17 protein-coding genes are annotated in these 23,227 nt (G+C 61.6%); 6 read left to right on the forward strand and 11 right to left on the reverse strand.

Translation table 11 applies throughout. The features are described from left to right. Window positions 1-8 precede the first annotated feature (8 nt). The 10 genes from FHL07_RS15180 to cbiE all read right to left on the reverse strand — a co-directional run bounded on the left by FHL07_RS15180 (window position 9) and on the right by cbiE (window position 8,841). Entirely contained in the window at window positions 9-1,385 is a 1,377-nt protein-coding gene (locus tag FHL07_RS15180; protein WP_138738643.1) for a PepSY-associated TM helix domain-containing protein, read from the reverse strand. A 159-nt stretch (window positions 1,386-1,544) separates the two neighbouring features. Next, complete coding sequence (locus FHL07_RS15185) at window positions 1,545-3,602, reverse strand: TonB-dependent copper receptor (RefSeq protein ID WP_138738644.1); 2,058 nt, start codon at window positions 3,600-3,602, stop codon at window positions 1,545-1,547. A 101-nt stretch (window positions 3,603-3,703) separates the two neighbouring features. After that, complete coding sequence (locus FHL07_RS15190; RefSeq protein ID WP_138738668.1) at window positions 3,704-4,069, reverse strand: DUF2946 domain-containing protein; 366 nt, start codon at window positions 4,067-4,069, stop codon at window positions 3,704-3,706. A 48-nt stretch (window positions 4,070-4,117) separates the two neighbouring features. Continuing rightward, window positions 4,118-4,612 (reverse strand): copper chaperone PCu(A)C, encoded by a 495-nt coding sequence (locus tag FHL07_RS15195; RefSeq protein ID WP_130872269.1) that lies wholly within the window; start codon window positions 4,610-4,612, stop codon window positions 4,118-4,120. 48 nt (window positions 4,613-4,660) lie between these two features. Continuing rightward, the gene (locus FHL07_RS15200) at window positions 4,661-5,059 is read right to left on the reverse strand and encodes a DUF2946 domain-containing protein (RefSeq protein WP_095001016.1); all 399 of its coding nucleotides are present in this window, start codon (window positions 5,057-5,059) and stop codon (window positions 4,661-4,663) included. Window positions 5,060-5,168: 109 nt separating this feature from the next. Then, window positions 5,169-5,459, reverse strand: a complete 291-nt coding sequence (locus FHL07_RS15205) for an addiction module antidote protein (protein WP_095024324.1) — start codon at window positions 5,457-5,459, stop codon at window positions 5,169-5,171. A gap of 3 nt (window positions 5,460-5,462) precedes the next feature. Further along, window positions 5,463-5,765 carry a type II toxin-antitoxin system RelE/ParE family toxin gene (locus FHL07_RS15210; RefSeq protein WP_095020804.1) on the reverse strand — a complete coding sequence of 101 codons (303 nt, stop codon included), beginning with the start codon at window positions 5,763-5,765 and terminating at the stop codon, window positions 5,463-5,465. Window positions 5,766-5,814: 49 nt separating this feature from the next. Then, window positions 5,815-6,543 carry a cobalt-precorrin-6A reductase gene (locus FHL07_RS15215; RefSeq protein WP_095025272.1) on the reverse strand — a complete coding sequence of 243 codons (729 nt, stop codon included), beginning with the start codon at window positions 6,541-6,543 and terminating at the stop codon, window positions 5,815-5,817. Then, the gene (locus tag FHL07_RS15220; protein ID WP_095024322.1) at window positions 6,540-7,637 is read right to left on the reverse strand and encodes a cobalt-precorrin-5B (C(1))-methyltransferase; all 1,098 of its coding nucleotides are present in this window, start codon (window positions 7,635-7,637) and stop codon (window positions 6,540-6,542) included. The genes FHL07_RS15215 and FHL07_RS15220 overlap by 4 nt, the downstream gene beginning before the upstream one ends. After that, window positions 7,630-8,841 carry a precorrin-6y C5,15-methyltransferase (decarboxylating) subunit CbiE gene (gene cbiE, locus FHL07_RS15225; RefSeq protein WP_138738645.1) on the reverse strand — a complete coding sequence of 404 codons (1,212 nt, stop codon included), beginning with the start codon at window positions 8,839-8,841 and terminating at the stop codon, window positions 7,630-7,632. Before cbiE ends, FHL07_RS15220 begins: the two co-directional genes overlap by 8 nt. Before the next feature lie 188 nt (window positions 8,842-9,029). Here cbiE and FHL07_RS15230 point away from each other — a divergent pair, with 188 nt between their 5' ends. The 6 genes from FHL07_RS15230 to cobJ all read left to right on the forward strand — a co-directional run bounded on the left by FHL07_RS15230 (window position 9,030) and on the right by cobJ (window position 22,546). Continuing rightward, on the forward strand, window positions 9,030-14,249 hold the full coding sequence (locus tag FHL07_RS15230; protein WP_138738646.1) for a dermonecrotic toxin domain-containing protein: 5,220 nt from the start codon (window positions 9,030-9,032) through the stop codon (window positions 14,247-14,249). Between the two features lie 96 nt (window positions 14,250-14,345). After that, the gene (locus tag FHL07_RS15235) at window positions 14,346-18,110 is read left to right on the forward strand and encodes a dermonecrotic toxin domain-containing protein (protein ID WP_138738647.1); all 3,765 of its coding nucleotides are present in this window, start codon (window positions 14,346-14,348) and stop codon (window positions 18,108-18,110) included. Window positions 18,111-18,200: 90 nt separating this feature from the next. After that, window positions 18,201-19,532, forward strand: a complete 1,332-nt coding sequence (cobG, locus tag FHL07_RS15240; RefSeq protein ID WP_306452848.1) for a precorrin-3B synthase — start codon at window positions 18,201-18,203, stop codon at window positions 19,530-19,532. Beyond that, window positions 19,525-20,151, forward strand: a complete 627-nt coding sequence (locus FHL07_RS15245) for a precorrin-8X methylmutase (protein WP_016783380.1) — start codon at window positions 19,525-19,527, stop codon at window positions 20,149-20,151. Before cobG ends, FHL07_RS15245 begins: the two co-directional genes overlap by 8 nt. Next, entirely contained in the window at window positions 20,151-20,882 is a 732-nt protein-coding gene (locus FHL07_RS15250) for a precorrin-2 C(20)-methyltransferase (RefSeq protein ID WP_086798974.1), read from the forward strand. Before FHL07_RS15245 ends, FHL07_RS15250 begins: the two co-directional genes overlap by 1 nt. Beyond that, window positions 20,879-22,546, forward strand: coding sequence for a precorrin-3B C(17)-methyltransferase (gene cobJ, locus FHL07_RS15255; RefSeq protein ID WP_138738649.1), 1,668 nt, complete (start codon window positions 20,879-20,881; stop codon window positions 22,544-22,546). Before FHL07_RS15250 ends, cobJ begins: the two co-directional genes overlap by 4 nt. Before the next feature lie 81 nt (window positions 22,547-22,627). On the opposite strand, the gene FHL07_RS15260 is transcribed toward cobJ, so the two are convergent. Continuing rightward, the gene (locus tag FHL07_RS15260) at window positions 22,628-23,224 is read right to left on the reverse strand and encodes a MarC family protein (RefSeq protein WP_095001023.1); all 597 of its coding nucleotides are present in this window, start codon (window positions 23,222-23,224) and stop codon (window positions 22,628-22,630) included. Window positions 23,225-23,227 lie beyond the last annotated feature (3 nt).

Here is a 23,227-nt window from a genome sequence, read left to right on the forward strand (position 1 = left end):
CATGCTGGTTATGAAAGGCGCTCATCCGGCCGTAGTTTGCGCACCATCAGCCATAACCGGTCGAGCCCCCACACTGCGATCAACGAGGCGCCCACCAGCGGGAACGCGATAGCCAGAGCGAGCATGATGGCAACGCCGGCCTTCCAGGTCGGCAGGTCGTGACGCAGCGGCGGAACCCCCAAACCGCCTTGCGGGCGACGCTTCCACCAAATCACCAGGCCGCTTACGGAACTGAGCAGGATCATCAGGCACACCAGCAGCATCACGATCTGGTTGAGCGGGCCAAACAACTTGCCTTCGTGCAGCATCACGCCCATTTCGGTGGCGCGGGCGACATTGCTGTAATGCTGCCAACGCACGTCGGCCAGTACCGTGCCGGTGTATTGATCGACATGCAGGGTGGCGTCGTTACGCGGGTCGTCGGCGAATACGGCAATGGTGAATACGCCGGTAGCGGTGGTCGGCAGGGTGATGCTGTAGCCGGCCTCGACCTGGCGGGCCGTGGCGGTGTCGACCACCGCTTGCAGGGTGATGCCGGGGGCGGCGGGGCCTGAGGTGTGCGCGGCGTGGGCCATATGTTCGGCGTGGGCGCCGGAGACCGGCATCGGTGTGTTTTCCATTGCCCAGGGCACGGTCTGGCGGTTGGCGGTATTGAGGCTGCCGGCCTCGATATCAGACTTCGGCACGTCGTTCCACATGGCTACCGGGAAACGGTTCCACAGGTCGGCATATTGCTTGCCCCAGAAGCCGGTCCAGGTCATGCCGCTGATCAACATGAACAGCAGCAAGGCGGCCCCCCAGAACCCTGTGACAACGTGAAGGTCGCGCCATAGCACGCGCCCGCGCCTGCTCAGGCGCGGCCATAGAATTCCGGCAGCCGATTGCCCCCGCGGCCACCACAGGAACAGGCCGGACACCACCAGCACCACGCCCCAGCCAGCGGCCAGTTCCACCAGCCGGTCGCCGAGGGTGCCGATCATCAATTCGCCGTGCAGGGCGCGCGCCACGGCTTGCAGGTTGAGCTTGGCATCCTGCTCGCCCAGCACCTGGCCGGTGTAGGGGTTGATAAACACATTGAGCTCGTGCCCGCCGTTGTGAACCACGAACTGGCCGCTGCGTTGCGGATTGATCGGCGGCAGGTACTGGCTGATATGGCCCTGTGGATAAGTGGCCTGCACACGGCTGAGTTGCTCATCGGCGCTGAGGCTGTGATGGGCCGGGGTGACGTTGAGCAGATGGTCGTACAGCAGTGGATCAAGCTGGGGTTTGAACAGGTAAATGATCCCGGTCAGGGCCAGCAGGATCATAAACGGGGCGACAAATAACCCGGCGTAGAAATGCCAGCGCCAGGCCAGGTTGTAGAAAGACGGTGTTGGTCGGCTCATGTGAGCGGCTCCGCAAGGTTGAAATTGTTGTCGTCAGCAAAGACCCTCACCCTAGCCCTCTCCCAGAGGGAGAGGGGACTGACCGCAGCGGGTTCAAGCACGGCGCAAATCAGCTCCCTCTTCCTCCGGGAGAGGGTTGGGGTGAGGGCTAGCGGTTTGTCAGAAACTCACATCCACCTTGGTCCACAGCGTGCGGCCTGGTTCATTGATGGCGCGCGGGTCATTGGCCGGGTAGCCGTACCCGGCGTTGCCCGCCATGTTCAGGTGCTCGCTGTAGTTTTTGTCCAGCAGGTTGTCGACCCCGGCGCTGACCTTGAGGTTTTTGTTGATGCGGTATGCACCGTTCAACGAGAACACGCCAAAGCCGGCACTTTTGCCGAAATCCTTGCCGACCACATTGCCCGCGTTGCGGTCTATGCGGTCCTGGCGCGCCACGACGCGCCACAGGGCGCCGGCACTCCAGTCGTCCTCGCTGTAGGTCAGGCCCAGGCGGGTGTCCAGCGGCGGCATTTGCGGCAGAGCCTTGCCATCGCTGGTGTTCTTGCCCCAGGCGTAGGCCAGGGTGGCGTCGGCTTTCCAGTTTGACGTCAACTGATACGCCGCGCCCAGCTCGCCGCCCATGACCCGGGCGTTGATGTTTTGCGCTTGGGATGAGCCCTTGGCGTAGTCGAACAGGATGTAGTCGCGAATCTCGCCGGCGTACACCGAGGCCCAGGCCTCCAGGGTGTCGGTCTTGTATTGCAGGCCCGCATCGAGCTGCGTGGTTTTCTCGGGCTTGATGGCGTCGAATGCATTCACCGAACCGGTCGGGCCGGAGCTCGGCGAAAACAGCTCCCAGTAATCGGGGAAGCGCTGAGTGTGGCCCAGCCCGGCGTACAGGGTGGTCGGGCTGTCGCTCAGGTCATGCTCGTAACGCACAAAACCGCTGGGCAGGGTGTCGGCGCGGGTCTTGTCCAGGGTCGGATTGGGCTTGCTCATCATCCCCGAGCCGAGTCGGGCGCGGTAATCCTTGGCGGATGCGCGGTCAAGACGAGCACCGGTAATCAGCCGGTCACGCTCGGCGGCGTACCAGGTCAACTCGCCAAAGGCGCCGTAGTTGTGGAAATCGGCGTCCTTGCTCCAGTTCTGGTCCTTGTAGGTATCGATGCCCATGCCCATGCGTTTGCGGTGTTCGTTGGTCTGCGCATCGATGCCGCTGATCAACTGGTAATCGGCCCAGCGCCAGGTGGCCTTGATCCGTGCACCGAGGGTGCGGCGGTCGACGTTGGACGCCATCGGCCCTGCCATCATGCCGGTGCCCGACGGGGTACGCAGTGTGTAGTTGTCCATCACATGGTCGGCGTAGTTGTAGTAGACCTGGGCTTCGATCTTGTCGAGAACGTCGCCGATATTGGACTTTTCAAAGCGCAGTCCCAGGCTTTCGCGCTTGTACTGGCTGCCGTCCATGCCGCGTCCGGCCGAGCGCGCTTCACCGTCGCCCTTGCCGGCGGTGAGTTCCAGCAGGGTGTCGGCGTCCGGGGTCCAGCCCAGGGCAATGTCGCCGTTCCATTTGTCGTAACGCGACGGCACGGTGTCGCCGTTGCCGTCCTTGTAGTCATCGGCATGGGCGGTGTTGCCGATGACCCGCACATAGCCCAGCGGGCCACCGGCGGCGGCGTCGATGGTTTTGTCGAAACGGCCGTTGGAACCCGCCAGCAGGCTGGCATTGACCCGTGTGCCCAGTTCGCCGAAATGCTCGGGCTCGCGTTCGAAGAGGATGGTGCCCGCCGAGGCGCCCGGGCCCCAGAGCACGGTTTGCGGGCCTTTGATCACCGTGAGCTGGTCGTAGGTTTCCGGCGAGATGTAGGAGGTGGGTGCGTCCATGCGCCCGGGACAGGCGCCGAGCATCATGCCGCCGTTGGTAAGGATATTCAGGCGCGAGCCGAACATGCCGCGCAGCACCGGGTCGCCGTTGGTGCCGCCGTTGCGGATCAGGGCGAAGCCGGGGATGGTCTTGAGGTAGTCGCCGCCGTCACTGGCAGGCACGGGCTGGCGCGGGTCCTTGGGGTTGGTGACGATGGTCAGCGGTGAGCTGGGGGCGATGGCGGTGATCACCAGCGGGCTCAGCTCATTGCTGTGCCCGGCATGTTCGTCGGACACAGCGGTGGTTGCCAGAATCGCACAGCACAGGGTGCTGAGGGTAAAGGGCAAACGGGAGGCAGCAGTAAAGCGGGACATAGACATTCCAATAGTCAGACGAATACAACTCGGCCACGCACCTGCGACTGTCTGAAACAGTGCATGCAGGTCGGCCAGATGATGTGTTGTGGTGTCGGTAGCTAAAGGAATACGGGAGGCGCGCGGGAGCGGGAGCCGGGGAAGACCGGTTGCCGGGCGTGGCCCAGTCGGGGATTGGCGGCCAGGTAACTGCGGGGTTCTGGTGAGTTATAGAGGGTCAGGCCCGGGGTGCCGGGCAAGGCCGGGCAACTGAACAGCAGTGTGCAGTAGCCGCACTTTTCCCAGATGGCATGGTGGTCGGCTGAAGGCTGTTCATGTTCGGCGTGCGCAGACATGTCCATGCCCATATCCATCGACATGGGCATGGAGGCGTGATGATCCATCGGCATCGCCTGGGAAATCAGCGGGCCGATAAAAATCATCAACATGGCAAACAGGCTCAGCCAACTGCCGCGAATGTGCGACATGGAGTGCCTGGCGCGAGGTTCGCGCACGGGGGTCAGCAACCTTGGCCGTTAGTGGGCGTGCATGTGTTCCATGCTGTCTTCAGGTGCCTGCTTCTGCACATTGACCTCAACCGGCACGGCGCCGGCTTTTTCAAAATGCAGGGTCAGCGGGAAGTGCTTGCCGTCCTGCAGCAGGCTGCGGTCCTTGAGACCGAACATCATCACGTGGTACGCCATGGGTGCAAAGGTGACGGTGCCGCCGGGCGGCACTTCAACGCTGGCCACGGGCAGCATCTTCATCAAGTCGCCTTCCATGATGTGCTGGTGCAGTTCGGCCTTATCGGCAATCGGCGTGTCGACACTGACCAGCCGATCGGCCGTGCTGCCGGTGTTGTGAATGATGAAATACGCGGCCACGGTGGGCGCATTGGGCGGCAGCTCCTGGGACCACGGGTGGGCGATTTCGAGGTCGCCGCTTTTGTATTCGTGGGCGCTGGCAAAACAGGCAGGCAGCAACACAGCCGCCGCAATCACGACGTGCTTGAACAGGGTAAGGTTCAACATGGCAATTCTCCGGAACGATTCAAAACGCAAAGGGGTTGCGAGGAAGAATCAGACCAGGGGCGATGCGCGGGGGTTGAGGCTCGGCCATTGCTGGCGCGGGGTGGGGCGCTTGAGGTGATCCGGGACCAGGCTGTGGCCCCGCTCGATGGCGGCAAAGTAGAGCTTGGGAATATGCGCGGGCAGCGCCACCACCGGCGCGGCGCCCGAGCAGCACCAGCAATGCTGCATGGTGGAATGATCGTCATGCTGGTTGTCGGCGGGCTCGAAAGTGCCCAGCGATACGGCGACCATCTTGGTGCCGGTGGAGGAGCAGAAGCTGCTCCACATGAACTGCTCGGTGGGCCCTCGCTCAACGGATTGGGTCGCCCCGGCCATCGACATGGCGAGCATGTTGAACAGCACTGCAAAGCAGGCGATCCAGGCAAATGCAAACCGTTGTCGGGACATGACGAATTCCGTGAGTGGAGCGATCAAGGGGCTATTTAGCCTGAATGCTCGGCGTAAGTAAAAAGTGCGGGTGTGGCGAAGTGTCGCGATCGGCCAGTACGCGCAAATTTCAGGCTGCTGTGGCATGCAGCTTGAGCCCCAGCGCCTTCATCACTTTGATGATAGTCGCGAACTCGGGGTTGCCCTTGCTGCCCAGGGCCTTGTACAGGCTTTCACGGCCCAGCCCGGCTTCGCGGGCGATTTGAGTCATGCCTTGGGCGCGGGCGATATCGTTGAGCGCCGCTCGGATCAGACTGCCGTCGCCGGGGTCCTCTTCGAAACAGGCGTCCAGGTAAGCCGCCATATCCTCCGGGGACTTCAGGTAGTCAACGGTATCGAAACGGGTAAGTTGCTCGGTCATGCGTCAGTCCTCATTACCCAGTGTGTGTGCCATTTGTTTTGCGCGTTTTATATCTCGTGTCTGGGTGGTTTTATCGCCGCCAACAAGCAGCAGGTAGAACACTTCGCCTTTGCGGGTGTAATAGACTCGATAACCGGGCCCGCAGTGAATCCGCATTTCGTAAACACCGCCACCGACGCACTCGCAGTCGGCGAAGTGACCCAAACCGGCTGCTTTCAGGCGAGCAAGAATGCGGGCTTGCCCGGTTTTGTCTTTAAGTGCGCCCAACCATTTGGCGAATTCGCGTGTTTGTTCGAAAGTGATCATGGGGCATGATCGTATTCTGAAGGATACACCATCGCCAGCTTTTACACATTCACAAATAATTCCCCTGCGCCAACCCTTCCATCAGCTCCTCGACCGTCCGGAACTCCCGATCCACCTGCGCCAGCGTCGGCCGCTTGAGGATCAACACCGGCACTGCGCGCTCGCGGGCAACTTGCAGCTTGGGTTCGGTGGCGCTGCTGCCGCTGTTTTTGCTGATCAATACGTCGATGCGCCGTTGTGCAAACAACAGGCGTTCGTCATCGATGAGGAACGGCCCGCGTGCGCCAATCACGTCGCAGCGTGCAGTGCCGGGGTAAGCGTCGAGGGCGCGCAGGGTCCAGAACTGCTCTGGCGGAATTTCGTGCAGGTGCTCCAGCGGCTCACGGCCCAAGGTGAACAAGGGGCGCTGGAAGGTGGCGAGCGCTTCGACCAGTTCGCTCCAATCTGCCACTTCACGCCAGTCATCGCCCGTCTGCGCCACCCAGGCCTGGCGGCGCAGCGCCCAGCACGGGATGCCACTGGCAGCAGCAGCGAGGGCCGCGTTATGGCTGATTTTCGCCGCGTAGGGGTGGGTGGCGTCCAGCAGCATGTCGATGCGCTGTTCGCGGATGTACTGCGCCAAACCTTCAGCGCCGCCATATCCGCCCACCCGTACCTCGCAGGTCAGGTCCGTCGGTACCCGGCCAACCCCGGCCAGGCTGTAGACATGCTGCGGGCCCAGGGTACGGGCAATGGCCAGCGCCTCGGTGACGCCGCCCAATAACAAAATACGTTTCATGCAAAGGCTCCGGCGTGACCGACAATCCCGCCCTGGCGGTCGATGGCAAACACTTCGACCTGTACCTGGGCCGGCACCACGCTGCGGGCAAAGTCCAGAGCGTGCTGGCACACCGCATCGCCCAACGCGATACCGGCCGCACTGGCCATCGCCAGGGCTTGCTGGCTGGTGTTGGCCTGGCGGATGGCCTCCTGGAGTGGATGGTCGGCCCCGATATCCGCTGCCCATTGGGCCAGTTGCGGCAGGTCGATGCTGGAATGGCGACTGTGCAGGTCCATATGCCCGGCGGCCAGTTTGCTGATCTTGCCGAAACCGCCGCAAATGCTCAGTTTATCCACAGGCACTTTGCGCAGATGCTTGAGCACTGCGCCGACAAAGTCGCCCATTTCGATCAGGGCGATTTCCGGCAAGTTGTAGACCCGGCGCATGGTGTCTTCGCTGGCATTGCCGGTGCAGGCGGCAATATGCAGGTAACCGTTGGTCTTGGCGACGTCTATGCCCTGGTGGATAGAGGCGATATAAGCCGCGCAGGAAAACGGCCGCACGATGCCGCTGGTGCCCAGGATCGACAGCCCGCCGAGAATCCCCAGGCGCGGGTTCATGGTTTTCAGGGCCAGGGCTTCGCCGTCCTGTACGTTGACAGTCACTTCAAAGCCACCGCCGTAACCCAGTTCGGTTGCCAGTTGCTGCAGGTGCTCGGTGATCATTTTGCGTGGCACCGGGTTGATCGCCGGCTCGCCTACGTTCAATACCAGACCCGGGCGGGTTACGGTGCCGACACCTTGCCCGGCAACAAAGCCAATACCCGGTTCAGGTCGCAAGCGCACCCGTGAATAGAGCAGTGCGCCGTGGGTCACGTCGGGATCGTCGCCGGCGTCCTTGATGGTGCCCGCTTCGGCGCCGTCTTCCCACAGACGGCAGAACTCCAGGCGCATTTGCACCTGTTTACCCTTGGGCAAAGTGATTTGCACGGCGTCGTTACACACGCCGCCCAGCAGCAGGCGGGCAGCGGCCAGGCTGGTGGCGGTGGCGCAGCTGCCGGTGGTCAGGCCGCTGCGCAGGGGGGCGGGTTGTTCGGCAGTTTCGTCACGCATCGAGAGGCTTGGTCATGTCCAGAAGGGTAATCGGCAACGCCTGACGCCAGGTGTCGAATTCACCCAGGGGCTGGGCCTGGGCAATATGGATGCGGGTCAGTTCGCCGCCGTGGCGCTCGCGCCAGCTCATCAGCAGCATTTCGCTTTGCAGGGTGACGGCATTGGCCACCAGCCGCCCGCCGGGCTTGAGTCGCTGCCAGCAGGTGTCGAGCACGCCTTCGCGGGTTACGCCGCCACCGATAAAAATCGCGTCCGGGGGCTCCAGACCGTCAAGAGCCTGGGGTGCCTTGCCGCGAATCAGTTGCAGGCCGGGCACACCAAGGGTATCGCGGTTACGTTCGATCAGTTGCTGGCGGCCTTCGTCGGCTTCAATCGCCAAGGTGCGGCAACTCGGCCAGGTACGCATCCACTCGATGCCGATCGAACCGCTGCCCGCGCCTACGTCCCACAGCAATTGGCCTGGCAGTGGCGCGAGGCGGGCGAGGGTTACGGCGCGCACATCGCGCTTGGTCAACTGGCCATCATGCTCGAACGCGCTGTCGGGCAGCCCACCGATACGTGACAGCGGCCGGGCGCTGGCGTCGGCCAGGCAATCGATGGCGACCAGGTTAAGCGCCGCGACGGGCGGGTCACTCCAGTCGCAGGCGCGGGTGTCGATCCTGCGTTCAGCCTGGCCGCCCAGGTGTTCCAGCACCGTCATGCGGCTGGGACCAAATCCCTGCGCGCTCAGCAGACGGGCGATGATGGACGGGCTGCTGCCATCGTTGCTCAGTACCAGCAGACGTACACCGCTGTGCAGGTGGGCATTGAGGGCGACGAAGGGGCGTGCCACTACCGACAGCGTGACTACGTCCTGCAGGGCCCAGCCCATGCGTGCTGCGGCCAGGGAAAAGGACGATGGCGCTGGCAGCACCTGCATTTCATCCCGCGCTACCCGTCGCGCCAGGCTGGCGCCGACACCAAACAGCATGGGGTCGCCGCTGGCCAGTACGCAGGTCGGCGTGTTGCGCAGGGCCAGCACTGGGGCCAGTGAAAACGGGCTCGGCCAGGTCTGGCGCTCGGCGCGAATGCAGGCGGGCAGCAGGTCGAGCTGGCGCTGGCTGCCGATTACGCGGGTCGCGCCCAACAAGGCGCGGCGCGCATTTTTGCCCAGCCCGGCAAAGCCGTCCTCACCGATTCCCACAACTGTTAGCCAGGGCGACATGCCGATCCTCTTGATAAACGCCGGGTTGTTCCTCCGCTACCGGGCGAAGGCCCTGCGGATACAGGTGCGCATGATAACGCGCCTTGCACTGCACCAGAGTTCATCTTTACAGGTGGTAGCCGGTTAATGCCGTTGTACCGGAGATTCGGGCCAAGATTTGCCTTCCGTGGGTTCTGAGGCAGTCGCCAGTGACAGATGATCAGCTTGAGCCGGATGACTGGCTCGCCGCCATGCAAACAGGGTATCTGGACAACCTGGTGCGGCTCGATGCTGCGGGGCAACTCACGGCGCAAGAGTTTATCTATCTGCAGCAGGTCATTGCGGTGCAACCGCAGCATGTCTATGCCCTTGAGCTTGGCGCGGACAACGGCCCGGCCGCCGATCTTGCCGGCCATTTCATCGTAACCCGGGCAGACAGCAACCCGCCGGGCGCATTCCTGTATTCCCCTCTCGGTGGATTGGAGCGCATCGCCAATTCAACCGCGCTGCGCACAACCCTCAAGCGGCGTCTGGCCGACCCGCTGGTACGTGACACTTTGCTGCGCTTTATGCCGATCGAGGTGCGTGAAGACCTGAAAAAACTGCGCTCCCTGAGGATCAGGCGGTGCTTGATTGAAGGTCTGGTATTTGAGCATCGCACACGCTCGTTGCAGGATCTGCGTTTGCACAACCTTGAGTTGTTGAGGGCGCGCCTGCTCGATCTTCCGTCCCTGCGCGGGGTGCTCAATGCACAGCTCACGCTGGCCCTGGAGCACGAGTTCCAGGGGTTGGGCCTGTCTGCTCAGACGCTGCAGGTCAACAGCTATGCGATGGCGACGAATGGCAGCCAGCCACCGTTGTCGAGCATGAGCCTTCTGGATCTGGCACTGGCGTACCTGGGCAAAGGCGAGTGGCCGGGTAATCACATCCGCGAGTATCTGAGCCCGACCGTAGCCTTCGATGCAGCTCAAGCACGATCACCCACGCTGGATGTGCGCATGTACCAGTTGGTCAGGGAAATTGTCGGGGGCATTCAGGCCGTGATGCAGCAGCAACTCGAAGCCTGGTGGTATCTGGACATAAAAGGGTTGAGCCTGAGGGTGCTGGCTGTTCAGTTTATGGGCGACCGGTTTTTCAATGGGTTGTTACAGGCTCGTCACGAGGGGCGGATTGATCCCGTGCAGTTCGATGCACTGCTGGCTGTGGGGCGCTCGCGCCTGAATGATGATCGATATGCCCATGGGCAATGGCGGCCCGCCCGGCTGTCATTGCTGGGGCAGGGGGGCGCCAGGGTAGAACTGGCCGGGCTGTTCAGTGTGTCTGTACCGGTCTCCACTCCCGAGCTGTTTTTGTTCAGCGAACAGGCTGCACTTGAGCGCTTTGACAATGACGAGACGCTCAAGGGTCAGGTGCTCGCACGGCTCAAGGAGCCCCGCGACAGAGACAACCTGCTCGGTCATGTGTCACGGGATCAGCGGCCGGTATTGCGCCTTATGCTTGACCCGGTCCTGAGTGTCGAGACCATCGAGGGTGATCTGTTCGAAAACCGTGTGCGCTCCATCATCGACAAGCAGGCGCGGGATTTTACCTTTCTGCTCGGTGCCATACGTGGCAAGGACTGTAATGTGAATGCCGTGGTGGATCACGGGCTGGATGTGCGTGCGCTGCTCGACCCACGCTTGACGGAGCCCAACCAGCAAGGGCGCTGGAGTACCCGGCTGGCGCTTGATGGCCCGGCGACAGCTGCGGCTACGGCAGGTGACAGCGCTACGTTACCTTTGATCCAAAGCAAACTGCAGGTGCTCAACGGGCAGGTAGCCCTGATGCTGCTGGGCCGGCCCGAGCTCAGGGGCTTTGCCCACCGACGGCTCAAGCAGCATCTGGCGTCGCCTGGTTTGAGCCATTTGATCCCCGGGGATCTGGTGCTGCGTATTTATGGCACCGCGGCTTTGCGCAAGCAGTTGGAGCCGTTGCGGGTTATCCCGCTGGTCGATGCGTTGCTGGATCGGGTCACAGGCTGGAGTCCGCTCCCGGTCGATGGCGCGCGAATACGTCTTGGCGTGCAAAAAAACAGCCCGGACATCAAGCCGATCCATTACCCCGATGGCGCAGCCGTCCTGGCCTTGCTCGACCGCGCTTCTGTGGGCCTCGTTGCGCAATTCATGCAGCAACTGCACGGTTTTTACTATATGGGGATGGCCGCATTGGCGGGTTCGACCGTGATTAGCCGACTGGCCCGGTTCCGGGGCTCGGCGCTGCGTTACGAGGCATTCGTCAGGCAGATGGACGGGCGCCTGGACAGTAACGGGAGTGCCATTGTCAGGGCTGTGCTGGAGCATTCGACTTACCTTGCACGACGGGCGCTCAACGGGTTTATCCCCGATGTCTGCGAGCTGGCGTTAACCCTGCCCGGCAGACGCCCAAGCATCACGCTGCGCAACTGCCTTGTGATGACCGGGCGCGGTGGCACTGACAGCGTCAACTCCGGGCAAGCCGTCTTGTGGACGGCAGCCTGGAGCCTGGAATGTTTCGATTCACTGGCATCATGCCTTGAGACCTTGCAGGCCCGCTTGCGGGATCGTATTGAACAATGGCATCTGTTGCGCTGTATCAGCTTGCGTGAGCGCGAAAGGGTGCAGGCCGCCGTTGATGTGAAATGGACTGCCAGCGTGATCGACACCGACTGGCTTGAAGCCTGCCAGCGCCGGGAGACAGAAAAACACCTCAGTGATATCGGCTTCCTGCTGGAGCGAGGTGTGGTGCAGCAGGTGTCGGCACCGGAACTGGTCAACCAGGTGGATTGCTACTGGTCGGAGCAGGCGCAGTTCAATGTTGACGCAACGCTCGCCGCCGCCCGCCAATGGCAGTTCCGTGAGGGTTTGCCTGACTGGCTCAAGCACGCTGCGGCCAGTGACCAGCAAGCCTACGGTCGGATCCTGCTGCGAATTCAACAGGCCGGGAGCGAGGGGTATTCGCAAGACGTGCCCGAGCTGCTCGACTATGCCCGCGAGCGGTTGTTGGCACGCTTGAGGGCTGACTTTCCGGGCGTGGCAATTGACCCGGACAAGGTCGAAATCAGTGTGGTGCAATACAGCGGACCGGCTGGCGGAGAGATCGCCGGAGGCGCGGCAGTCTCCAGGCTGAGGCGATCGCTGACGTACTTTGCCCTGAGTCATTTTTTCAATGTGCACTCTGGCGTGCGCAGCTATCGCTCACTGGGCGAAGAACCTTTGCCTGCGGGGCTGGATGACCACTATGTGAGTGAGCTGGTGCGTTCGCTGGATCTTGGCGAAAGCTATCAGGCCCTGCTGGTCGAAAAGCTCACCCCGGGCCATGAGGGGGCTGCACGGCGTCAGGGCTTGTTCTGTCAGCAGCTGCCTGCGCAGGTGCTCGAAGACGCGCTGCAAGCCCGAATCAAGGGCGCATTGAGCCTGACGGCCCATGATTTCGTTGAGCATGTACTGAACAGCCCGGACGCCAAAGCCCGCGAACGCTTCAAGGGCATCGAGCTGGTCGTGCGGCCACTGGCTTTTCGCGCCGTAACCGGTCGTCATCCCGACCGGGCGCAGGGCATGTACCTGATTGGTCCGGCTGCTCTGGATAGCGGGCCGCAGGTGTTGTATGTGCTCTACGGCAAGGGGCCTGCGCTTCGAGAGTACAGCAGCCAGTCCGATTTTCTGCATCGATTGCACGGTTCTGGAGCCTTGCAGGACGAGGTGCTGGAGCGGCTGGAACCCCGGGTTCGTAAAATTTATGAATATGGGGGATTTCGCGAGCCGCATATCGGCTATGTCGATCCGACCTTGAGCTCGCCGCAGGTGGCCAATCCTCCCGCCAGCCTCGATCCCGGTCAGTTGACCGGTAACTGCCTGAACAGGTTGTACGTCGATACCCTCAATGTGCGGCTGGCCCTGGCTCGTACCCAGGCCCGCAGCGCAGCGCAGGCGGACTGGGCTTCCCTTGTGTATCTGCTGTCGCTGCTGGCGGACACTGCTTTGCTGATTCTGCCGGGCAAGCTGAGTGTGCCCTTGATGATCTGGCAGGCCCAGACCAGTGCACAGTCAGCTGTTCAGGCCGTGGCAGATGATCGCTGGGGGCAGGCTGTGTTTGATTTTGCCACGGCGTTGTTGATGATCGCGGGTAGCCATGGCGCACTGAGGCGCACAACCGGGGAACCTCACGTCGTTGCTGCCTTCGAGGCCCCTCTGGAGACCATGACCCGTGAGCAGCAGGCCAGCTTGCGGCCCTATGCGGCCAATCATGTGTCGTTGGATAGTCTGCATGAAGACACTGGCTCCGGGTTGTTTACTGACCCCGAGTCAGGCCACCGCTTTATCGTTCTGGACGGGCAGGTGTTTCAAGTCGCAGCCTGGCAGGATCGATGGCGTATTCATATTGGTGAAGACCGCGATGGCCCTCTGGTCAAACGCAGCCCCCATCAGCGGTGGGTACTCGATCTCAAGGAACCGTTGCCAGGCGGTGGTCAGGCACTGGGCACGCGGTCGGGTACATCGGGGAGCATTTCGTTTGGCCGGGAGCACACAGTTACGGTCCTGGGCATGCCTGCCATCGAACGTCTGCAGCCACGCAAGGCCCAGGTGATTCGGGAGGCGCACGAACAGGCTATTCGCTATCTGACTGATTGCAGGGAACACCTGCAATCAGTCGGGTCCGCCAGCCAGCTGAATGCCCAGACCCGGCGCTTTCTTGCCAGGGTGTTCAGTGTGAGCCAGATCGACGACCCCTTGCTCGACAAGCTCAAACGCATCGTCGACAAACTGCTGACGGCACTGCAATCCAGCGAGTTTTCACCACAGCACTCCAGCCGCTACGGCTTGTACTCACCGCCCAACCCGCGAGAAGTGGCGCGAGTTTCTTCGCTGGGCAGCGTGATCAAACGCAAGACCGTGCTTTTTTCTCAGGGTTACTTCGCCTCGGCCGACGAGATTTTCAGCCTGTCAGTGATGGGGGTGGACGGCCGCGAGTTCGACCGGGTCAAGCATTCGACGGCCACCATTCTGCTCCATGAATTCAGCCACCTGGTCATGGGCACCATTGATATCAATTATCTGGGTGTAAGCCATCCCTTCGAAGAGTTGCTGGTTCCCGAGCGTGACTGGGATGGTCAGATACGTACGCTTAAAAGGCAGATGCAGGATCACCGTTATCGTCAACTGACCACCGAAATTCGCAAGGCAGATCTTTTCAAGGAGAAGTACAGCAACCGGCGCAGTTACCTGCCCCTCCCTTTCAAGCTGGCACACAGCTTGATCCACAAGACCCGCAGCAAAAACATCGAAGAGGTGCGTGACCGGTTTTTCAGTGACCCGGTGTTTCGCGAGAGGGTGATCCTGATGAATGCCGACTCTCAGACGTTGTTGATTACCTGGCTCGGGTACTTCAAACCGGCAACTGTCGCTGTCGTTTGATCCCCCGGAAAGTGCCCGGGTATCTATGTAGTGCCGTTGTCGTCCGGGGGCGCGATAGCGTGTTGTGCATTGTCCGCAAGCGAAGAGAGATCACCCATGAAGGCAATCACTTCCACATTTAATTCCGGCTCTGCATCGAACGAAACCTTCAATGTCCGCCCGATGGCTGCTGGCAACGGCGGGCAGGCCGAGGGGCTGGTGATGCAGTTAATGAACATCGCTTCCCAGGTTGATGAATTGTTGCGGCCATGGCCTGCACCGTTTTCGTATGCGTATTCAAGGCTGGTGAAAGCGCTGGCCCGCGCGGGGCATGACGTGCTGGAGCTCGACCGTATGCGGTTACGGGTCGCTGGCTTGCGTGAGCCGGTGTCGCTGATGGAAGCATTGTTGCAACAGGTCACCGGACTACAGCCGCTGCCGCGTGATCCCGAAAGAATAGAGGCGGGCCTGCACTTGCTGGATACCCCGGATCTCAATCCGCCCAAGCCACTTTCAGGCAGTGAATTAATCAACGTCATGGATCAGGCCGCAGCGGGGTTTTTCCAGGGGTATGTCAATCAGCTCCGTGCGTTTTTCTATACTCCGGCCCCACCGCCGAGGGCCGATACGTTGATCGACAGGCTGTGTACCCTGAGGTTGGCGATGCTACGGGCCGAATTGCAGCTGATGCAATCGGGCAACCGGCTTTCAGCGGCGGACCTGGCGGTGCTGGGCGCGGTGCTGAGCCAGCCGGTGAGCACCCGGCGTCCAGCATTGGCAGGGTTTGTTCCCGATGTGTTTGCCATTGCACTATCAATCAATGGCGCACAGGCCGGGCTGGATATCGTCAACTGTCTGTTGTTCACCGAGTGCGGTGGTCAGCAGCCTGCAACTGCCGGCCGGGCCATATTCTGGAGCCCGGGTTCGGGGTTCGAAGGCTTTGCGTCGGTGGGCGAGTGCACCACCCAACTGCAAGCCCGCCTGGCGGACAAGGCACGGCGCTGGGAACTGCTGAGCCATGTCAGCACGGGCACGCAGCCGCAGGTTACGGCCTGGCTGGACAGCACCGCTAACGGGAAAATTGGCGGGCTTCAATTCGAACGTGTTGAACACGACTTTGTCAGAGAGACCCAGCTACGGGCTATTGCCAAGGTGCTGGCGGACGCCGGCTTTGCCTGCCGTACGGCTCAAGCCATCCCCTTGTCGGCGCAAGCCTTTGAAAATCTTATCCACAGTGAACTGGTACAAGGTCGGGCAGGGCTGGTGTTGGAGCCTGTGGTTGAAATGGCGCGCCTGCAAGCGTTTGAGGCGGCAATACCGCAGTGGTTGAAAAACGCCTCGAAGGCAGACAAGTTGGCTTATGCCGGGTTGTTGCAGCGCTATCCAGGGGCAGGGCAGGAACAGCAAAACTACCTGCATGATATCCCGCCGCTTGCCGAGTACGCCCGCGCGTTACTGAAACTGCGTCTGGAGCTCGACTTCGCGGGGCAGGCGCCAGACCCGGATGCGATCGAGGTGGTGATCGACACCTATGTGCCTTCCCCGGTACCGGTTGGTAGCACGCCCTCTTTTTTGCCAGCGGCGACGACGCGCACTGTTCAGACCCTCACGCAATTTTCGCTTAACGGTTTTTACCGGCTCAATGCAGGCGCGATTTCCTTGCGAGTCCCTAATGGCAGTGCGTTGCCGACGGCCTTGAATGCGACGTATGTAAAACGACTGACCCGACAACTGGAAATCGGCGCGCATTACCGTGCTTTGTTGCAAGACAAGCTGGCGCCCGGAAAACCGGGGGTGACCTTGCGCCAACAACAATTCTCCGAGCAGCTCTCGCTGCAGGTGATGGAACAGGCCCTGCGGGAAAAACTGATCGACCCTGGCCAGGAGATGGCGTATCGGTACATACAGCAGGTCATCAACATGCCAGATGGAGCGGCCCGCCTGACGTTGGACAGAATGCCGATCATCGTCCGGCCATTTGAGCTGGTAGCCGAGCCCGAAGCGGATCCTGATCGGGCCAGGGGGCTCTACATCATTGGGCCTGTGGAGTCAGGCGCCGGGCCGCAGATCCTGTGGGTCAACTACAGCGAGCGCTTTACATTCAAAGCGTACAACAACGAAGCCGCCTTGCTCGACGACCTGCGTATCAACACGGACCTGCAGGCGCTGGTGCTCCAGCGTCTTGAGCCCGAGGCCCGTAAAACCTACAACTATGGCGGTTTTGTGGAGCCCCATATCCCGCAGTATGTGGACGCGTCCCTCGGCAGTTTCATGCTCAGGCCGGCCCCCCCGACCCTGGCGCCAAGGCCCATCGCGGGCAATCTGTTTGAACAGTTGTATGTCGACAACTACCACCTGTTGCTGGACATGGCCGCCGCCCAGTCGAAGACCTCCGCCGAAGCCGACTGGGAGTCATTCAAGTACCTGTTTTCGTTGATTGCATCGACTGCGTTGATGTTTTTGCCTGCCAGGCTGAGTATTCCCATGGTGGTCTGGCAAACGGCGGGTTTTGTGCAGCAGGGTTTCGAGGCCGCGCAAAAAGGCGAGTGGGGCGAAGCCGTGGCTGATTTTGCCTCGTCGCTGGCACAGATAGGCAGTGGTTATCTGACACTGCGCCAACTGAAAACAGTGACTCCGACAGTCTTGCGTCAGCCGCAGTCCGAAGCGGCGGTGCACCTCACGCCTGAGCAGGAGATCGGCCTGCAGCCCTTTCAGGCCAATGATGTGGCCTTGCTGGAGCTCAAGCAGGACAGCCTGACCCGGTTGTACCGTCACCCGGGCACAGGTCTTCACTATGTGCTGCTGGGCGGGCATGTTTTTCAGGTGCAGGCCTGGCGCGAGCGCTGGCGCATTTTTATCGGAGAAGGCCGCGAAGGGCCGCTGGTAAAAATCAACGAACGTGAGCATTGGGAGCTTGATCTCAAGGAACCGCTACTGGGGGGCGGCCCTGTGCTGTCGACCACGGCTTCGATATCCGACCGCCTGACCCATGAGATGCAGGCCATCGGCATGGCCAGCATTGAGCGGCGTTTTCCTGACAAGGCACAGGCCATTCGCGAGGCCCATGCCCAGGCCGTCACCTACCTGCAGCGCAGTCAAAGCGCCCTGCACACCTTGCTCGAACCGGGGACGCAGAATGCCCGGAACCGGGCGTTGATACAGACGTTCTTTGATGTGGAGCACGTTGATCAGCCGTTGCTTGACCGACTCAATGAAACGATCGGGCCCCTGCTTGCGAGGTTTTTGCATCCCGATCTGTCGCCGCTGACTTCCAGTAAATACGTGGTCTGCCGCTCCCGGTTCAACGACAAGGCCGTCGCCTGGATTCACCGCTGGGATTTGCACAAGCGCCTGTACTTGAGTGAGCATTTTTTCAGCACTCTATTTGAAACACCCAACGCCTTGAGCCAGGCATTTGTGAAAGCCACCCAGCCACCTTTCAGGACCAACGTGCATTATCGGGCGGCCTTTATGCTGCATGAGATCAGCCATCAGGCGCTTGATACCGAGGACATCAACTATCTGAATCCCGGCTTTCCTTACGAGGACCTGCTGGATGAATCAACCCCCCTGGGCAGCCAGATCAAGTCGTTTAACCAGATCGTCCAGAGTTGCCATTCACCCTATATCTCGACCGAGCACCTGTTTCAGCAATTTGATCCTGAAGAGCGCACCTGGGCGGATATACCCGCTAACCCGGGCAAGGCCAAAATCAAGGCGCTTAGCGGTGTCAGGACCCTTGAGCAAGCGCGGCCGATCTTTAAACACGATGCTCGTAAACGCATTGACCTCATGCTGGCCAATGCCGATTCCGTGGTGTTGTTGATCACCCGTCTGGGCCGGGATCATCCACAACTGCCCGAGGTTAATACACGGGAGTAGTCATTCCGTCCGGCAGGCTTTTCATGCACTCGCCCAAAGCAGGCATAATGCGCGACCTGCAATAGCGTATTGCCTGCTCTGGATAGCTCCTTGAACTTGCCACCTGAACTTTCTGTCACGACGCCTGTGCGCCCTTCGGCTTGCCCGGGGTTACTGCGTATCGTCCAGGCAATGGATGGCGGTATCTGTCGGGTCAAGCTGGATGGCGGCGCGATTAACGCCGATCAGGCTCGCACGGTGGCAGATGTGGCTCAGCGGTATGCCAGTGGTGTGATCGAAGCGACCAACCGTGGCAATTTGCAAATCCGTGGTGTGGGGCCGCAGCACAGTGCATTGATTGCGCCCTTGCTGGCGGCCGGGCTTGGGCCTGCTACTGCCGCCAGTGACGACGTGCGCAACTTGATGCTCAGCCCGAGTGCCGGCATTGATCTGCAGATGCATATCGATACGTGGCCGCTGGCCCGGCAGATACTGGCCAGCCTGCAAAGCACGCCAAGGTTCACCGAGCTGTCGGCCAAGTTCGCCGTGCAACTGGATGGCGGCGAGGCCCTGGCCATGCTGGAGCATCCGCATGATCTGTGGTTGTCGGCATTTGTGCGTAATGGCCAGACGCTGTTGGCTTTTGGCCTGGCCGGGTGCCCGGCGCACGATTGCGCGTTGGCAGCCGTACCCGTGGAGTACGGGCATGAGCTGGTGTTGGCCGTGCTGATGCAGTTTCTGGATCTGGCGCGACCTGAGCAAACCCGCATGCGTCATCTGCTGGAGGAGGTCACCACTGAGTCATTTGTCGGGCAGCTGGCACAGCGAATCAGCGTGGCACTGTTGCCTGCTGGCGACTGGCAGTGCAGGGCCATCTCGGCGTCCATGCACCTCGGCATTTGGCCACAGCAAGCGCCTGGTCGGGTCTATATCGGCGGGGCGCCGGCACTGGGGCGGCTGGATGCGGCGATGCTCACGGGGTTGGCCGAGCTGGCCGAGCGCTACGGCGATGGCACTTTACGGTTCACGCCATGGCAGAGCGTCTTGTTGCCCAACATAGCGGCCGCTCAGGCCGCTGCGGTGATGAGCCAGTTGATGGTGCTCGGCTTGATCGTAGAGGCTGGCAACCCGCTGGCGCATCTGGTGGCCTGTACCGGCTCCAGTGCCTGTGCCAAAGGGCTGGCCGACACGAAGCAGGATGCCCGTCAGTTGGCCGCGTTGCTGCCAAAGCCTTTGAATATTCACCTGACCGGCTGCCAGCGCTCCTGCGCGGCAGCCCACGTCGCGCCGGTCACTTTACTGGCCGTGGCGCCCGGTCATTACGACCTCTATTTACGCACCCCGGAGCACGCCGGTTTCGGTGTTCTGCGCGAGCGCAATCTTACAATTGAAGCGGCGGGTGCCTGGCTTGAGGCCCGCCAATGGAGCAACACCGATGATTGATTACATCCGCGATGGTCAAGAGATCTATCGCAATTCGTTCGCCATTATTCGTGCCGAGGCCAACCTCGACAGCATCCCGGCGGACCTCGAAAAACTGGCCGTGCGTGTGATCCACGCCTGCGGCATGGTCGATGCCATTGAAGACCTGCGTTTTTCGCCGGGTGCCGGCAAGGCCGGGCGTGATGCGCTGGCGGCAGGTGCTGCCATTCTGTGCGATGCGCGGATGGTTTCCGAAGGCGTCACCCGTACCCGTTTGCCGGCCAACAACCCGGTGATCTGCACCCTGCGCGAAGAAGGCGTACCTGAGCTGGCGCTGGAGAAGGGCAACACCCGTTCGGCGGTGGCCCTTGAGCATTGGCGCCCGTACCTGGAAGGCAGTGTGGTGGTGATCGGAAACGCGCCCACCGCGCTGTTTTACCTGCTGGAAATGATCGATGCCGGCGCTCCCAAGCCGGCACTGATCCTGGGCTTCCCGGTGGGCTTTGTCGGCGCCGCGGAATCCAAGGCCATGCTTGCGGCAGACAGCCGTGGTGTGCCGTTTGTGATCATGCAAGGCCGCCGTGGCGGTAGTGCGATGGCGGCTGCGGCCGTCAACGCCCTGGCCACGGAGATCGAATAATGGCGCAACCAGGACGTTTGATCGGTTTGGGCGTAGGCCCCGGCGACCCTGAGCTGATCACGGTTAAAGCCCTGCGCCTGCTGCGCGAATCGCCGGTGGTGGCGTATTTCGTGGCCAAGGGCAAGAAGGGCAATGCGTTCGGCATCATCGAAGCCCATCTGCAAGACGCGCAAACCCAGATGCCGCTGGTGTACCCGGTGACCACCGAGGTGTTGCCGGAGCCGTTGTCCTACGAGCAGGTGATCAGTGATTTCTACGATCAGGCTGCGGTTGAAGTGGCCGTGCATCTGGATGCCGGCCGTGATGTGGCAGTGATCTGCGAAGGTGATCCGTTCTTCTACGGCTCCTATATGTACCTGCACGACCGTCTGGCCCAGCGTTTTGAAGCACAAGTGGTACCGGGCGTGTGCTCGATGCTGGGCGGCGCTTCGGTATTGGGCGTGCCGTTGGTGTATCGCAACCAGAGCCTGTCGGTGCTCTCGGGTGTGCTGCCCCACGAAGAACTCAAGTCGCGGCTGGCGGTTGCCGATGCGGCAGTGATCATGAAGCTGGGGCGCAACTTTCATAAAGTGCGCGAAGTGCTGGGCGAGCTGGGGCTGGCCGAGCGGGCGTTGTATGTCGAGCGCGCCACCATGAGCAATCAGAAGATCGTGCCGCTCAATGAAGTGGAGCCGATGTCTTCGCCGTATTTCTCGCTGATTATCGTCCCAGGCGAAAGGTGGCAGGGTTGAGTCGCCCGGCACCGGCCATTGTCATTCTGGGCAATGGCAGCCTGGACACTGCACGCCGTATCCAGCAGTTGCTGCCCGGCGCTTCTGTCCTCGGGCTGGCAGGGCGGGTAGACGGCGGTGATCGCAGTTACAGCGATTTCGGCGACACCCTGCGTCAGCTTTATCAGCAGGACACGCCGATTATTGCGCTATGCGCTGCGGGTATTGTGATCCGCACGCTGGCGCCGTTGCTGCTGGAAAAAGGCGCCGAGCCACCGGTACTGGCGGTTGCCGAAGACGCCAGCGCGGTGGTGCCGTTGCTGGGCGGGCTGGGCGGGGTGAATGATCTGGCGCGGGTCATTGCGGCGGGTCTGGGCATTGCTCCGGCGATCACCACCAGCGGCGAACTGCGCTTTGGCACCTGTCTGCTCAATCCGCCTGCGGGCTATGTGCTGGCCGATCTGGAGCTGGGCAAACGCTTTGTTTCGGACCTGCTGGCCGGCGAATCAGTACGTATCGAAGGCGATGCGCCGTGGCTGGAGCGGGCGCAACTGCCCGAAAGCGGGCAGGCGCGTCTGGCGATCCATGTGGGCAGCGCCGAGCGCCTGCCAGTGGCAGACGAGTTGCTGATTTATTCGCGCAATGTACTGGCGCAGGTGTGTGCCGAGGTTTCGCCACAGTCAATCCTCGAATCGTTGTACCAGGCCGGGCTGGCACGTCAGTCGCTGGCGTGCATCGTCGCACCGGAAACCTTGATGGCCAGTGCAGCGCTGCGTGAAACGGCCCTTGAGCTGGCGGTGCCGTTGCGGTTTGTGGGCAGCGATGCAGCGTTGCTGCCTGTTGCCTGGTGTGAACCGGGCAATGGCGTGGTACTGGGTGTTGCCGCGGCGCCGCTGGAACCTGAAACGATTGGCCGGGCCCGTGGCCGTCTGGCTGTAATTGGCCTGGGCCCCGGCGCTGCCGAACTGATGGTGCCGGCGGTCAAGGCCGAGCTGGCGCGGGCCAATGATGTGCTGGGTTATGAAACCTATGTGCGTATGGCTGGCCCGTTCCGCGACGATCAGGTGATGCATTGCACCGATAACCGCGAAGAGATGCAGCGCGCCCGCCACGCCTTCGAGCTGGCGGCGCAGGGGCGTTCGGTGGTGGTGGTGTCTTCGGGGGACCCTGGGGTTTTTGCCATGGCCGCAGCCGTGCTCGAAGCCTTGCATGAGTCTGTGGACCCGCAGTGGCACAGCGTCGATCTGGAGATCCTGCCGGGTGTGTCAGCTTCACTGGCAACGGCCGCGCAGGCCGGGGCGCCGCTGGGGCATGACTTCTGCGTGATGTCGCTGTCGGACAACCTCAAGCCGTGGAGCATTATTGAGAAGCGTCTGGACCTGGCTTGCGAGGCGGATCTGGCGTTGGCGTTCTACAACCCGATTTCCCGTTCACGGCCATGGCAGCTGGGCGTTGCGCTGGATATCGTCAGGCGCCATCGCACGCCGCAAACGCCGGTGGTGCTGGGTCGTGACATTGGCCGTCCGGGCCAGACCCTGCGCACCCTGACCCTGGGCGAGTTGACCCCGGAGCAGGTGGATATGCGCACCATGGTGCTGGTGGGGTCGTCGACGACGTGCACCTTTGCTCGTGCTGACGGCATGCAATGGGTGTACACGCCGCGCTGGTATGGCGAAAAACCCTGAGCCCTGTGGGGGCGAGCCTGCTCGCGAAGCGGCTGTCAGAGCCTTTCGCGAGCAGGCTCGCTCCCACAGTTCTGTGTGTTTTCAGGGGACCATATAGCCCCTGATCCCGGTAAAGATGATCTGCGCTGCAAGGGCGCAGACAAACAGGCCCATCAGGCGGCTGACGATCTGCAAACCCTGCTCACCGAGAATCCGTTCGATTCGGTTGGACAGGTAAAGCACCACGCCCACCGTCAGGCTGGCCAGGGCAATACTGACAATCGCCATCAGCTTGTCATCCCAGTGGGGCTGGCTGACGCCCATGACCAGCAACGCACCGATCGTGCCGGGCCCGACAGTGAGCGGGATGGTCAAGGGCACAATCGTCACGTCCTGCTGCACATTGTCTGTTTGCACCGCAGACTTGCCTTGGGCCATGCCCAGCGCCGAGATAAACAGCACGCTGCCGGCACCGATGCGGAATGCATCGACGGTGATGCCGAAGACGCTGAAGATCGTGCGCCCGAACAGGTACAGCAATACACTGGAGATCAGCGTGGCCAGGGCCACTTTCCAGGCCAGCCGGCGGCGTTCCTTGTTCGAGTAACCCCGGGTCAGGCTGATAAAGCACGACAGCACGAAAAACGGGCTGTAAAGCACCAGCATCTTCAAGTACACACTGAACAGCACATGGAGCATGGT

The organism is Pseudomonas sp. FSL W7-0098 (genome assembly GCF_005930585.1).
Lineage (GTDB): Bacteria > Pseudomonadota > Gammaproteobacteria > Pseudomonadales > Pseudomonadaceae > Aquipseudomonas > Aquipseudomonas bubulae.

Excerpts from the sequence above, each read along its gene's own strand:
- FHL07_RS15245 (WP_016783380.1), top strand. The coding sequence starts at position 19,525 with ATGATTGATTACATCCGCGATGGTCAAGAGATCTATCGCAATTCGTTC.
- FHL07_RS15235 (WP_138738647.1), top strand. The coding sequence starts at position 14,346 with ATGAAGGCAATCACTTCCACATTTAATTCCGGCTCTGCATCGAACGAA.
- FHL07_RS15205 (WP_095024324.1), bottom strand. The coding sequence starts at position 5,459 with ATGACCGAGCAACTTACCCGTTTCGATACCGTTGACTACCTGAAGTCC.
- FHL07_RS15260 (WP_095001023.1), bottom strand. The coding sequence starts at position 23,224 with ATGCTCCATGTGCTGTTCAGTGTGTACTTGAAGATGCTGGTGCTTTAC.
- FHL07_RS15185 (WP_138738644.1), bottom strand. The coding sequence starts at position 3,602 with ATGTCCCGCTTTACTGCTGCCTCCCGTTTGCCCTTTACCCTCAGCACC.
- FHL07_RS15200 (WP_095001016.1), bottom strand. The coding sequence starts at position 5,059 with ATGTCCCGACAACGGTTTGCATTTGCCTGGATCGCCTGCTTTGCAGTG.
- cbiE (WP_138738645.1), bottom strand. The coding sequence starts at position 8,841 with ATGTCGCCCTGGCTAACAGTTGTGGGAATCGGTGAGGACGGCTTTGCC.
- FHL07_RS15215 (WP_095025272.1), bottom strand. The coding sequence starts at position 6,543 with ATGAAACGTATTTTGTTATTGGGCGGCGTCACCGAGGCGCTGGCCATT.
- FHL07_RS15195 (WP_130872269.1), bottom strand. The coding sequence starts at position 4,612 with ATGTTGAACCTTACCCTGTTCAAGCACGTCGTGATTGCGGCGGCTGTG.
- FHL07_RS15210 (WP_095020804.1), bottom strand. The coding sequence starts at position 5,765 with ATGATCACTTTCGAACAAACACGCGAATTCGCCAAATGGTTGGGCGCA.
- FHL07_RS15220 (WP_095024322.1), bottom strand. The coding sequence starts at position 7,637 with ATGCGTGACGAAACTGCCGAACAACCCGCCCCCCTGCGCAGCGGCCTG.
- FHL07_RS15250 (WP_086798974.1), top strand. The coding sequence starts at position 20,151 with ATGGCGCAACCAGGACGTTTGATCGGTTTGGGCGTAGGCCCCGGCGAC.
- FHL07_RS15180 (WP_138738643.1), bottom strand. The coding sequence starts at position 1,385 with ATGAGCCGACCAACACCGTCTTTCTACAACCTGGCCTGGCGCTGGCAT.
- FHL07_RS15190 (WP_138738668.1), bottom strand. The coding sequence starts at position 4,069 with ATGTCGCACATTCGCGGCAGTTGGCTGAGCCTGTTTGCCATGTTGATG.